General features: G+C 49.7%; 8 protein-coding genes. 4 read left to right on the top strand and 4 right to left on the bottom strand.

Translation table 11 applies throughout. The annotated features are described in order from the left end of the window. The first annotated feature begins 8 nt into the window (after positions 1–8). Both QZ311_RS01675 and QZ311_RS01670 read left to right on the top strand, forming a co-directional pair. The gene (locus QZ311_RS01675) at positions 9–1,727 is read left to right on the top strand and encodes a DEAD/DEAH box helicase (protein WP_297063207.1); all 1,719 of its coding nucleotides are present in this window, start codon (positions 9–11) and stop codon (positions 1,725–1,727) included. A 21-nt stretch (positions 1,728–1,748) separates the two neighbouring features. Next, complete coding sequence (locus tag QZ311_RS01670) at positions 1,749–2,375, top strand: DUF3256 family protein (RefSeq protein ID WP_297063205.1); 627 nt, start codon at positions 1,749–1,751, stop codon at positions 2,373–2,375. 94 nt (positions 2,376–2,469) lie between these two features. Here QZ311_RS01670 and QZ311_RS01665 read toward each other — a convergent pair whose 3' ends face one another. From QZ311_RS01665 to QZ311_RS01650, 4 genes are all read right to left on the bottom strand, one after another. Further along, positions 2,470–3,777 (bottom strand): porin, encoded by a 1,308-nt coding sequence (locus QZ311_RS01665; protein WP_297063204.1) that lies wholly within the window; start codon positions 3,775–3,777, stop codon positions 2,470–2,472. Between the two features lie 49 nt (positions 3,778–3,826). Further along, on the bottom strand, positions 3,827–5,161 hold the full coding sequence (locus QZ311_RS01660) for an MFS transporter (protein WP_297063202.1): 1,335 nt from the start codon (positions 5,159–5,161) through the stop codon (positions 3,827–3,829). A 40-nt stretch (positions 5,162–5,201) separates the two neighbouring features. Continuing rightward, entirely contained in the window at positions 5,202–6,911 is a 1,710-nt protein-coding gene (gadC, locus tag QZ311_RS01655; protein ID WP_297063200.1) for a putative glutamine/gamma-aminobutyrate antiporter GadC, read from the bottom strand. Positions 6,912–7,090: 179 nt separating this feature from the next. After that, positions 7,091–8,236 (bottom strand): phosphatidylserine decarboxylase, encoded by a 1,146-nt coding sequence (locus QZ311_RS01650; RefSeq protein WP_297063198.1) that lies wholly within the window; start codon positions 8,234–8,236, stop codon positions 7,091–7,093. A gap of 391 nt (positions 8,237–8,627) precedes the next feature. On the opposite strand from QZ311_RS01650, the gene QZ311_RS01645 reads away from it, so the two are divergent. Then, positions 8,628–11,909, top strand: coding sequence for a tetratricopeptide repeat protein (locus QZ311_RS01645; RefSeq protein WP_297063196.1), 3,282 nt, complete (start codon positions 8,628–8,630; stop codon positions 11,907–11,909). A 47-nt stretch (positions 11,910–11,956) separates the two neighbouring features. Next, positions 11,957–13,501: a bifunctional response regulator/alkaline phosphatase family protein gene (locus QZ311_RS01640; RefSeq protein WP_297063194.1), complete on the top strand. Its 1,545-nt coding sequence runs from the start codon at positions 11,957–11,959 to the stop codon at positions 13,499–13,501. The last annotated feature ends 10 nt before the right edge of the window (positions 13,502–13,511 follow it).

The raw sequence follows: 13,511 nt of genomic DNA, 5'->3' as shown, positions 1-13,511 counted from the left end.
ACATAATTATGAAAACTTTTGAAGAACTCGGCGTCAACGAGCCACTGCGCAAAGCCGTCGAAGAACTCGGATTTGAATCTCCGATGCCAGTGCAGGAACGTGTCATCCCCCGTCTGCTCGGCGACGCACACGATATAATAGCCCTCGCCCAGACGGGCACAGGTAAAACGGCAGCCTTCGGCCTGCCGGTGTTACAACGCATAGACCCACATATCAACCGCCCGCAGGCACTGATTCTTGCACCGACACGCGAGCTCTGCCTGCAAATCGGAAGTGACCTTGCGGACTTTTCAAAATACGTACCCGAAGTGAAAGTGCTCCCCGTCTACGGAGGTTCAAGCATCGAAAGCCAGATACGCATGCTGAAAAAAGGTGTGCAGGTCATCGTAGCCACTCCGGGACGCCTTATCGACCTCATCAAACGAGGAGTCGTCAAGCTCAACGATGTCCATACAGTGGTGCTTGACGAAGCCGACGAGATGCTCAACATGGGTTTCCTTGAATCACTCGAACAGATTCTGTCATACGTCCCCGAGGAGCGCAAGATGCTACTGTTCTCAGCGACAATGCCCCCGGATATCCTCAAAATAGCCAAGCGCTATATGAAAGACTATGAGGAAATCGTAGTCGGCACACGCAACGAAGGAGCTGAAAACGTCCGCCACATATATTATATGGTAAACGCGCGCGACAAATATCTCGCACTTAAACGCATTGTCGACAACTCACCCAACATATACGCAATCGTATTCTGCCGCACACGTCGCGACACACAGGAAATCGCCGACAACCTCATCCGTGACGGATACAACGCCGAAGCACTCCACGGCGACCTGTCGCAACAGCAGCGCGACATCGTTATGAAAAAGTTCCGCGACCATGTCGTCCCATTGCTCGTGGCCACCGACGTTGCCGCACGAGGTCTTGATGTCGACAATCTGACCCATGTAATCAACTACGGGCTTCCTGACGACACAGCCGTCTATACCCACCGTTCGGGCCGTACAGGCCGTGCCGGAAAGTCGGGCGTGTCGATTGCAATAATCCACTCCCGCGAGAAAGGACGGCTACGCGAAATCGAACGCATCATCGGCAAGACTTTCGAGCACAAGGAAGTCCCGACCCCGGAACATATCATCGAAAAGCAGCTCTATAATCTTGCCGACCGTATCGAACGTGTCAAAGTCAACGAGGAAGAAATCGCCGCATATCTTCCGGGAATTTCCCGCAAACTCGAATGGCTTTCGGAAGAAGATTTGCTCAAGCGTGTCATATCGCTCGAATTCAACCGACTGCTCGACTACTACAAAGACGCGCCTAAAATCGATGTCATCGACGTGAAACAGTCGAAAGCCGAGCGCAAACGCAACAAAGGGGAGCGCGAACATGAACGTCCTAAAAACGACAAGGAAAAGGACCGCCGGACAGCCGAACGCGGAATGGAACGCATATATATCAACGTCGGCAAACGCGACGGCTTCTTTGCCGGAAACCTCATCGAGATGCTCAACAAACTCGTCACCGGCAAGCGTGTTGACGTAGGCCGTATCGACCTGCTACCGGCCTACTCACTCTTTGACGTGAAGAAGGCTGATGCCCGGAAAGTAGTGGGAGCTCTCACCGGTGCGGATTTCTATGGCAAACGCCTCCACAGCGAAATCGCCGACGCAGAGCGCGACTACTCCAAAATAGCCGATAAACGCAAAGGCAAAAAGAGCAACAAATAATCATCCTCAGACATATCGACAATGAAAAAATATCTCCTTGCCATCGCCATCGGGGCAGCATCGCTGACAGCAACCGCTCAGTCAGCCGCCGACCTGTTCACCTCAGCACCGCAAAACATATTTCCGCTGCTTGACCGCAACACCCGTCTTGACATGGTCGACTATTTCAAGAACGGTATGACCACACCCTCTCAAAACCAGCTCGACGGACGTTCGGCAATCACAGAAATGACACCTGAATCAATCACTGTGAAGATGACCGATTCGTCAGCCATACAGCTGGTGGAGCTGAAAGGATCAAAAGGCAACATCATTGCCCTTATAAGCACTGTAGCCACTCCCGGTCTGGATTCAAATATCCGATTCTATGACCCGGACTGGAAACCTCTGCCGACTGAAACTTATTTCACCAAACCGGGCTGGAAAGAGTGGCTGACCGAAAGCGGAAGCAAAAACGAAGCGAACGTGACTATGCAAGTACCATTCATGCTCGCCTCCTACCGCATCGATCCGTCGACATCGACTCTCACTCTCACCAACAATCTCGACAAGTTTCTTGACAAGGCTCTCTACGATGACCTGTCTTCCGACCTAAAACCGTCGCTCACCTATGAATGGACCGGAAAAGGATTCAAGGTAAAAAAATAATAGCCCAAGCGAAATTTAAACATCACGGCTGTCAGCATCAGGAACAATCCCTGAGCTGACAGCCGTTTTCAATTATCAGACTATCATTGAACCGTCAGAATGTCACCTGAAGCATAGTCTGTATGCGGTTGTCGTGACGCGACATGCCATCCATATCCACACGCCGGCCATAGATATATTCGAGGCCTGTTGAAATCTGTGGAGTGATGTTCCACATTATATTTGCCAACGCATATTGAGCATACTTATACTGCCCGCTCCAAGCAGTCACGCCGCCGGAATAGTCAGGGGCATAGTTGCGCACATGGCTGTAGGTCGTGGTCGCATAGACCTTAGGCGAGATATTGTACTGAAGGCCGAGATAACCGCCCCAAGCCTTCACGGCCTTAAGTGAGCCGTCGCCCGAAGGAACCATGTCAAGGCCTCCTTCATACAGATCCTGAAAATAGCTCGTGATGCCTTTTCCATAGGCAGCCTGATAATACGCGGTGAGGAATGAAGAAACAGAGGCACTTCCACTCATTTTCACACCCCAGCCAACCACATCACGGTTTTTGCCGGAGACCTCATCACGATATAGCATATTGCGCATTATACCTGAAAAACGAAGCCAACTTTTGCCTCCGCCCCATGAATACTGCACATAGGCCGGGATGTCGGGGACACGCTGATTCACCACATAGCTATTCTCACCGGTCGTGGCCGATACCATAGGCATCTCAGCGCCTATAGCAACGCTCCATTTCGAATTGATGTCGTGGCGATAGTCGATAACTCCGTTGGGTATGGCCGTGAATCCGCACGGGCCTTCGTTGTCAATGCTCGGAGGTGCGGCCGCCATATCAGAAAAGAGGCTATAGTCATAACCGACAGTGAAACCTCTATACTTTATATAGGCATAGCAGAGATTGAACCCATAGTCATTACCATTGCCGGTCAGATTGAAATTAAAATAAACCCCAAGCTGATTCTTATCACCGGGCATCGCCACGAAATTGACAAAAAGACCGCTTGTTGCGGCTGTGGCCTGCACAAGACCTCCGTCGCCGGGACGCTGTGTCATCGGGATTGCAGAGGTTGTGAAATCGTAGGCATTATCAATCGGATTACCCCAATCATAGGAAAGTGTCGCTTTGGCCGTTCCTCCTATACCTAAATAAAATTTTCTGTCCTTCCCCTCGATTGCAAACCGTGGAGCACCGGGAACTTTAAACGATTTAGGTGAATTTTCAAGGAATATGTCATAGACATTCACTACGGTCGTATCTGACGATGCAGCGGAGTGAGGATTAACTATTGTCACTTCCTGATACTCAGGCGTAAGAGGATGAGACTGTCCGGAAACAGAAGGCACTATAGCCAAGGCCGGACAAAAGATGATGAAACGTGTAAAAGTATTCATTGTGAAAAATAAAGAAGCTTTAAAATATTAGTGCGTATCCGTAAGCGGTTCACTCATAATACGAGGGATCTATGCGGAACACAAATGACTTGCGAAATACAATCACAATAATGGTAAATATGCCAAGCAGAACCGAGTTAAGCACAAACGGGAACGCATTGTTGAGATGATGAGGATCGAAGATGTCCCTGAACCCGTCGACAATAAACGGCGTGGCGCTGACTGAAATATAATTGGCCGCGAGCACAATTGCCAACGCAAGCGTAGATTTGGCCGGGTCAGTGACTATCTGCGTAGCTTTGTCATAGATCAGAGGCTGGAAAACTCCATAGCCGAATCCGACCAGAACGGCTGCCACACACATCACACCGAAATCATGTCCCACCACCATGAGGATTATACCGCCTGCCATGACAAGCGAACAAACAATAAGCGTCGTCTGCCGCAGAGCCTTCACGACATATGGCAATATGAACCCCGGAAGGAACACCGCGAGGAAGAAAATAGCGGTGACAGTCCCGACTTCAGAATCACCCATCCCGTCTGCCTGCATGAGAAACGGAGTATAGTAGCTGACTATTACGGTTGCATAACATACAAAGAAATAGACTGCGATAAGCGACCATACGCGCGAGACTATGAAGCCGTTCTTCACACGCCCGGAGTTGCCGTTCGCTGCATCATCGACACTTGCGGGGGCTTTGGCATGAATAGCCTTGGCCGGCACGCCGGCAGCAGAAGCCTTGGACGCAACCTTGGCTGTAGCCTTTACGTCGGGCGAAGGTGTGACAGATGCGGGATAGAGATCGGCTTTTGGAATGCCACGCAGAAATACAGACAATACAAGAGGTATCGCCGGAATCAGATAAACGAGAAACGGCAGACGCCAGTTTCCATGATTGAGCCAACCGACGACGTAGGTAGCAATCACAAGGGCGATATTCGAAATGCCCGACTTGATGCCCAACTGCCTCATACGATACTTTCCTACGAACGTATCAGCCAGAAGACCGGCGGCAAGCGGTATGAGCAATCCGCACCCGATGCCAAGCAGACAGCTGATGACAATCAGGTCGACCATGTTTTTGGCAAAGAAATAGAGGATGCCACTCGCCAGATATATGGCGAGTGCCACCACTACTATTTTAATTTTGCTTTTGGACAGCGACAGCTTTCCCGAAAGCAGCACAAACGGGATTATGAAAAGATTTGGCAACACGGTGAGGAGCTGAATCTCCAGTTCAGACGTGTGAGGGAATATCTTGTCCAGATTGCCTAACATCGGTGTGATGGCAAGCCCGGGCAGATTGACAGTCAGAGAGATTGACCATATCGCAATCAGGGTCATAAGGGAGATTGTGCCCTTTCCGGTGTTGATTTTCATAATGTTGACTGTTTGTGGGATGTGATGGGAATGTCAGACATCACTTCGCTGTGCCACCTTTATTTTTATTATAGACATCGTAAGCCACCGCCTGTGGATTGGCAGAGCCATCGTAAGCTTTAGCAGCTTCTGCAGCAATAGTCTCTGCCTCAGCCGGAGTCGCGCCGTTTTCTTCGGCAAGAATTCTTGCATCCGTAGCAGCAATGTCGGCAGGAGTAGGCTCATAACCGGCACTCCATTTTGACGGCTGTGAAGGCTCACGGTTCTCAATCTGCCAGTCGAAGGGATAGAAATCGGCCTGCGGATTGCGCCATGACGGCTTACGCTTGGCAAAGACAATCAGAGGAACACAGAAAAACAGGACAGCGCCACAGAGGATTATGAGTACATACACAACCGGGCTGCCGGTGTTGATCTGAGATGGCGGGAAAAAGCTAAGAACCATAGCTACAATCGCGCCGAGAATACCGATGCCACCGACAACGATTTCACCGAATTTACCACCCGGGATACGGAAACCGCGATGTTTCTGCGGCTGGGTGCGACGCAGTCTGATGAATGCGAAATAAATCATCAATACCAGAATCAGATAGATGACAGTAGCCATCTGCGACATTACCTGATAGGCCGATTCAACCGACGGGAGCACAACAAGCACAAGCGAAAGCAGACTGACAAAAATAGCCTGAACATAAAGAATCGGCTTATTGACACCGCGCGAATTTGTCTTCTGAAGACTACGGGGAAGATAACCGCTCTCACCGACGGCAACAAGACCTGTCGACGGGCCGGCAATGATGACACTGACCTGCCCTATGACACCGAAAGTAATCAGCAAGGCCATCACATTTCCGAGCCAAGGCACTCCGATAGATGCCCAAAGGTCATTGTAGGCAACCAGCAGCGAGGCAAGAAGATTGATGTCCTTTGCAGGGACGACAAAACCTATGGCAAGTGTGGCGAAGACAAATATAAGCACGATAACGGCGACCGCAAGGAAAATCGCACGAGGGAACTGACGGGCAGGATTACTCATGTTCTGCACATGGACAGCATTCATTTCCATACCGCCGTAGAACAGGAAGATTGATGCGGCAAGCACTATAGTGCCTATTTTTGTAAAATCAGGGAAGAAAGATTCATGGGTGAGCATAATCGGCTTTCCCATGCAGAGATATGCGACACCGAGAATAATCAGAACCGCACCGGGCACTATAGTGCCGAACAGACCTCCGAGCGTGCTCAGAATCTTCGACGACTTCATGCCACGGAAAGCAATAAAATTCGTTATCCAATAGACCGCAAGCACCACTACAAGTGTGTAAATCTTGTTGGCCGACAGTTTCGCGTCAAATGATTCCGGCCAGAATATGTATGCGAGCGACACGGCTGCAAACATGAGGACGGCAGGAAACCAGATTACCAGAGTCTGCCACTCAAGATACATTGCCGTCCATCCCCATCGTGGACCAAAAGCTTCTGACACCCAACGATAAAGGCCACCGGAATGAGTGTATGTGGAAGCAAGTTCGGCACAGACAAGAGAAAACGGAATCAGGAAAACGATTGCGGCAAACAGATAGTAGAAAATCGACTGAATGCCAAACTCAGCCTGCGATGGGAGTCCACGGAGACTGACCACAGTAGTGATGATCATTACAGTCATCGCTCCTGTCGAGATCAAAGCCGCCGATGGCTTTTTCACCTGAGGCTTGTCAGAGGATGACCGGGGTGAAGTTGAAGTAGCCATATATGCCTTAATTAATAGATTATTAAACGGGTGTGAAGCAATGAATCAGAGCGTGAGGTAAAAAACGGGAGCCGGCGGTGATGCCGGCCCCCGCTGTGTCATGACCGGCAAATGGTCATGAATACGTTCAAAAAAATCACTTCATAGCTGAAATTTGAGAAAATCGGATTTTACTATGGTCAGAGTTCAACCACCGGATAGACTTCTCCAATCTTTGTACCGACTTTATAGTGAGTACCCTTATGGGCAGACATTGACACGTTCATGTTTGCTGAGAAGAGGTAGACAATATCCGATCCGCCAAACTGGAAGTAAGATATTTCATCACCTTTCTTAAGGGCGACACCTTCTTCAGCAGTAACGACAACCGACGAAACCTGTGGCATCGCAATAGGAAGAATGGCTACATATCCATATTTTGTCTCAAGCACAATCAGGCCACGGGTCTGCATGAATTCATAACCGGCCTGATCAGGAGCGGTCGCACGCCATGCCTCAACCTGATTGGTGGCAGGATTGACCTTATCGGGAACTGCGACGAGATCAACGTAACATGCGCCCTGAATGACACGAGCCTCGCGGACAATGCCTGAAAGCGGGGCGTGCTGACGATGATAGTCAGTCCAGCTAAGGAACGAGTGACACCACATGCCGCCTTTGAATTTATCCTTGTAGGGACTGCCTTCAAGAAGTTCGTCTATGCTCCAGTCAAGTCCTTTGATACGAACATGAGTGTCAGGACGGATTTCCCACTGACCGCCGAAACAAGCATCGGCAGGATGGACAATAATCTTGTCGTCGTCAATGGCTGCGATAGGACGATAGCCGGGTTTCACGTGACGTGCAAACATCTGGTTGAATGTCTTCCATCCGCCACGGGGTTCAAGATACTCGTCCATGTTATAGACCGCACAGTCGTAGAACGATTTGACACTGTCGTCGGTGATTGATTCAGGACTGTCAAGCCAGTTGCCGATTCCGTAGCAATAGTCAACCATCCATTTTGAAAGCGGTGTAAGCTCAGGCTGCTGATCAGCAGGCGCGCATGGAGTCTGGAGCGATTTCACAGGTTCCTGATCCAGAAGGAAGAAGGAACGGAAAAGATGCTGATAGACATGTGTGCCTTCCTTGTTTTCAGCAGGAACCCAGTGCATGTAAGCTTCGAGATAGTCAAGATAGTCTTCAATCGTGGCGATATCAGAAAGTCCGGGAATCTTGTAGGAAACTACTTTGGCGATAGCCTGATTGAATTTGTCCTCCCAATTGTTTTCTTTGATGAGGTCTGCGAGTTCTTGTACTACTGGTGAATACTTCTTGTCTGCCATAGTAATAATAAATTAAGTGTTTATAATTTTTATTTATTGACCGGACACTCTGGCTTCGAAGAAGTTTGTCTAATCCCCCGTAGACCGTCATGCAGGGCCATATTTTTATTCGGTTTGTAGTCTATCTTTTGATTTACATGTCACCTACCCTTGGAATTACCGACAGGCATGCCGCACCTTCAATCAATTTTGACTTCAGGGCGTCTGTGAAGCATACGTTTCGCTGACGTTGCTTTTATAACAACTCAAAATAAAAACCGCCACTTTATTTTTACATTTTTTAATGTTTTTCACAGAGATATATTTAAATTTAACTGCTCTAAATTCAGTCTGTTGCCATATTATAGACAAAACGCAATAATCCCCCTGTATTTACGTTGAAGAAAAAGAGATGAAAAAGAGGTCAGACCTGTTCTGCTGCCATTTCCTGTGCAGGGTAATGGCGCTCATTGCTGTCGCGGTGATAGTCGCGTCAGTATCTTCATGCTCGACTAAAAAAAACACTGCTGCCTCGCGCAACTATCAGGCCTTCATCACCCGCTACAATGTATATTTCAACGGCGACCAGCATTTCAAAGAAACTTTGAAAGAAATGGAAAGTGCTTACGAGGATGACTACACCTCGCAACTCTTCATGCACCCGGTCGAAGCCTATTCCAATCCCAAAGCACCACAACCGAGCGGATCATTCACCCGTTCGATCGAAAAAGCCCAGAAAGCCATTCAGCTCCACAGTATAAAGAAACGCCCCAAGCGCAAACCGGGCCAGTCGAACAATCCGGAATACAAGAAATGGCTTAAACGAGAGGAATACAATCCATTTATCCACAACGCGTGGATGCTCATGGGCAGAAGCCAGTATTTCAACGGCGACTTCCTTGGAGCAGCCTCCACTTTTTACTACGTCGTAAAGCATTTCACATGGCTGCCGGAAACAGTCACAGAAGCAAAACTATGGCAGGCCCGGAGCTATTGCGGGCTCGACTGGCTGTTTGAGGCAGAAACAATCCTTACGCGAATCAAATCCGACGAGCTGACAAATTCACGGCTTAAGGAGCTTTATTATTTCACCTATGCCGATTTCTATATCCGTTCGCATGACAATGCGAAGGCGATACCTATGCTCAAAGAAGCGTTGACATTCGCCGGTGGCTCACAGAAGACGCGTCTGAATTTTCTTTTAGGACAGCTCTATGCTTCCGAAGGTGACAAAACGGCGGCATATCAGGCATATAAGAAAGCAGGCAAGGCAACTTCTGCCTCGTATCGCACCAAGTTCAACGCACGTATCAAACAAAGCGAAGTCTTTGAAGGCGCGGACATCACACCCGAGGTCAAGGCCCTTAAACGGATGACGCGCTACGACCGCAACAAAGAGTATCTCGACCAGATTTACTATGCTATCGGCAATCTTTACCTGTCAAGACGCGACACAGCCAATGCCATAGCCAACTACATTCTTGCAGCAGAAAAATCGACACGTGGCGGTGTCGAGAAAGCATTCTCGCAGATAACACTCGGAGGCCTGTACTTCGACAGCCACCGCTATGACCTCGCACAGCCATGCTATGCCGAGGCCGTCCCGCTGCTTCCCGATGACTACCCTGACATAGCAACTCTCAGAAAGAGGTCAGATGTGCTCGACGAGCTGGCCGTCTACTCACAGAATGTAAATCTCAATGATTCACTGCTGCGGCTGGCCGCCATGCCGGAAGCCGAACGCCTCGCCGTCATCGACAAAATCATCGCTGACCTCAAAAAGCGGGAAAAAGAAGAAACAGACGCCGCCCGCCGCGAAGAGTATCTTGCCGAGCAGCAGGCCGCCGGATCAAACCTGAAACAGGACAATGCCAAAGCTCCGACCTCATTCAATCTGAACACTGACAATTCATGGTATTTCTACAACACCGCCACCCGCAACGCAGGCCGCACGGACTTCCAGAAACGATGGGGCTCACGAAAGCTCGAAAACGACTGGCGTCGACGAAACAAATCGTCGTTCAGCTTCGACGATTTCGGCTCGGGTGAAAACGAAACGGATACTGACGACAACGCCGACGACCCGGAGGAGAACGATGACAAGAGTTCGGATGAAAAGAAGAGTGAAGCGGCAAAAGCCAACGACCCTCACTATCCGGAATATTATCTGAAGCAGATACCGTCGACCGACGTCGAGAAAACCACGGCAGAAGATGTCATACGCGAAGGTCTCTACAACTCAGGCCTTATCCTGAAAGACAAACTTGAAGATTTCGATGCAGCCGATGCGGAATGGCAACGGCTCATGAACCGTTATCCCGACAATATCTACCGGCTCGACATCTATTACAACGAATATCTGATGAATCTCAGAGCCAACCGTCCGGCGGAGGCCGAACGCTACCGTCAGCTCATCTTGAGCGATTTTCCCGAATCGAATTTTGCAAAAGCCATGGCCGACCCGAACTATATCGAGAATCTGCGATCGATGTTCACCCGTCAGGAACAGCTCTATGAAGATGCCTATGCCAATTATCTCGCCGATAACAACGCTAAGGTCCATGAGGCCTATAGCAGAATGAAGACCGAATATCCGCTGTCGCCGCTGATGCCGAAATTCATGTTCCTTGAAGCGCTCGCCTATGTCACCGACAACAAGCCCGACGAATTTGGCGCGACACTCACTGAACTTCTCGAACGTTATCCCGACACGGATGTCACCCCCATGGCCTCGGCATATCTCCGCGGACTCGCGCAGGGACGCAAACTGCGCAGCGGAGGCTCGAACATGCGCAGTATGCTCTGGGACATACGCCTGTCGAACGACTCCACTTCAACCGAAAGCGGAGAAATTGACTTCACACTCGAACCCGAAGAGCCACACTATCTCGTGTTGCTATTCTCCACCGAGAACATTTCGCCAAATCAGCTCCTGTTTGATGTGGCACGCCATAACTTCACCACCTATATGGTGAGGGATTTCGACCTCGAAGTGATGAATTTCGGGCAACTCGGTCTCCTGCTGATAAAAGGATTCAGAAATGAAGGAGAGCTCAACCACTACCGTTCGCTGCTCGCGCAGGACAATGGAGTGATGCTTCCCGAAGGAGTAAGGCCTGTCCAGATAAGCAAAAGCAACTTTGAAAAACTCCTGCAAAGCGGCGGTTCGTTCGACGACTATTTCCGCTTCATCGGAGAGGAAAGCATCAGAGAGACGCATGAGTCAGTCCTTTCGCCCGAAGAATACCCTTCGGCCGGAGAAATGTATGGCGGAGGCGATGACAACAGTGCCGATGGTGAAAGTACCGATGATGAAGAAACCATTGCCCGACCGGCCACCGCTCCTGAAAAAACGCCAAACGACAATACGGAAGCATCAGATGGCTTCGACATTCCTGTCCCCGTCATTGAAACAAAACCGGCTACTGAAAGTGTTAATACAGACAGCGTCACCACCAATGTCACCGCGCCTAAACCGTCTGCCGTCCAGACAATCAAGGGCGACAGTCTGAAAAACGCTGCCGATACATTGAAGAAGGCGACACCTCGACCCGTAGTCAAACCGACACAGCCACCTGTGCCGAAACCTAAGGCCAAAAAGCAGCCACAAAAGCCGGCTGTCCCCAAACCTCAGCCAACAAAACCAAAACTTCCAGACTATCCGCTCGGAAGTGAAGGCGATGAAGATGACTGATACCCTCCAGACTTAATACCTAATCCTCAAAACTTAACACTTAATACATGTCCACCATACTATGGGCCGACGATGAAATCGACCTGCTAAAACCCCACATAATGTTCCTCAAAGGGAAAGGCTATGACGTTGTCACCGCATGCAGCGGAGCTGACGCCATTGCCCTCGTCAACGAACAAAACTTTGACCTCATCATCCTCGATGAGAACATGCCCGGACTGACAGGACTTGAGACGCTGCAACGCATCAAGCTCGAATCGCCCCATATACCGGTGATCATGATTACCAAAAGCGAGGAGGAAAACATAATGGATCAGGCAGTCGGCAACAAAATCGCCGACTATCTCATAAAACCGGTCAACCCGAAACAGATACTCCTTTCAATCAAGAAAAATCTCCACTCCGACCAGCTCGTGTCGTCGCAGACAGGCAACGATTACCGGCAGGAATTCACCCGCATATCACAGATGATAGGCGAAGCATCCAACGTGAATGACTGGATGGAGCTTTACCGCCTGCTCGTGCACTGGGAAATACAACTGTCGGCCACAGAGACACAGATGGACGAACTTCTCGACATGCAGCGTAAGGAAGCCGCCACCGCCTTTGCCAAATTTATCAGAAACAACTATGCGGACTGGATTGTCAATCCTCAGACAGAGGGACGTCCTCTCATGTCGCCTGAAATATTCAAGACCCACGTGTTCCCGCTCCTTGACGCAGGTGAAAAAGTTTTCTTCATACTTATCGACAATTTCCGTCTTGACCAATGGGCGGCGATAAAGCCTCTCCTTGCCGACAGTTTCAACTTCCGCGAAGAACTCTATTGCTCGATTCTTCCGACAGCGACACAATATGCACGCAATGCCATATTCTCAGGTCTTATGCCTAAAGACATCGCGTCGATGTTTCCTGAACTATGGGTCGACGAGGATTCACCCGAAGGAAAGAACCTCAATGAGTCACCTCTGATTGCCACTCAGTTTGAGCGCTACCGCCGTCACTGCAAATTTTCCTATACAAAAATCAACGACTCCGCCGCCGGCGAGAAGCTGCTGCGTGAATTCTCCAACCTGCTGGCAAATGACCTGAATGTGATTGTCTTCAACTTCATCGACATGCTTTCACATGCCCGCACGGAGTCTAAAATGATTCGCGAACTTGCTTCGACCAACGCCGCCTACCGCTCACTGTCCGAGTCGTGGTTCCGCCACTCGTCGGCCATAGAGATATTCCGTCGCATCGCGGCCAAAGGCTATAAGATTATTCTGACCACAGACCACGGAACTGTCAGAGTCGACAATCCCGTAAAAGTCGTAGGTGATAAGAACACAAATACCAACCTACGCTATAAAATAGGTAAAAATCTTGCCTACAATCCCAAGCAGGTCTACGAGGTGAAGAATCCCGGCCGTCTCGGTCTCCCCGCCCCCAATGTCTCATCGACATATATCTTCGCGACAGGCCGCGACTTCTTTGCCTATCCCAACAACTATAATTACTATGTGCAGTACTATGAGGGGACTTTCCAGCACGGAGGCATTTCACCTGAAGAAATGCTCGTCCCTCTCATCACTCTCACCGCAAAGTAACCATACATAA

Origin of the sequence: uncultured Duncaniella sp. (assembly GCF_910578445.1) — a bacterium.
Classification (GTDB): Bacteria; Bacteroidota; Bacteroidia; order Bacteroidales; family Muribaculaceae; genus Duncaniella.
Note: the sequence above shows the minus strand (reverse complement) of the source record. Positions and strands in the feature narration are given on the sequence as shown.

Bases quoted from the DNA above. Each gene is read 5' to 3' on its own strand.
- QZ311_RS01640 (WP_297063194.1), top strand. From the start codon at position 11,957: ATGTCCACCATACTATGGGCCGACGATGAAATCGACCTGCTAAAACCC.
- QZ311_RS01670 (WP_297063205.1), top strand. From the start codon at position 1,749: ATGAAAAAATATCTCCTTGCCATCGCCATCGGGGCAGCATCGCTGACA.
- QZ311_RS01645 (WP_297063196.1), top strand. From the start codon at position 8,628: ATGAAAAAGAGGTCAGACCTGTTCTGCTGCCATTTCCTGTGCAGGGTA.
- QZ311_RS01650 (WP_297063198.1), bottom strand. From the start codon at position 8,236: ATGGCAGACAAGAAGTATTCACCAGTAGTACAAGAACTCGCAGACCTC.
- QZ311_RS01660 (WP_297063202.1), bottom strand. From the start codon at position 5,161: ATGAAAATCAACACCGGAAAGGGCACAATCTCCCTTATGACCCTGATT.
- gadC (WP_297063200.1), bottom strand. From the start codon at position 6,911: ATGGCTACTTCAACTTCACCCCGGTCATCCTCTGACAAGCCTCAGGTG.
- QZ311_RS01665 (WP_297063204.1), bottom strand. From the start codon at position 3,777: ATGAATACTTTTACACGTTTCATCATCTTTTGTCCGGCCTTGGCTATA.
- QZ311_RS01675 (WP_297063207.1), top strand. From the start codon at position 9: ATGAAAACTTTTGAAGAACTCGGCGTCAACGAGCCACTGCGCAAAGCC.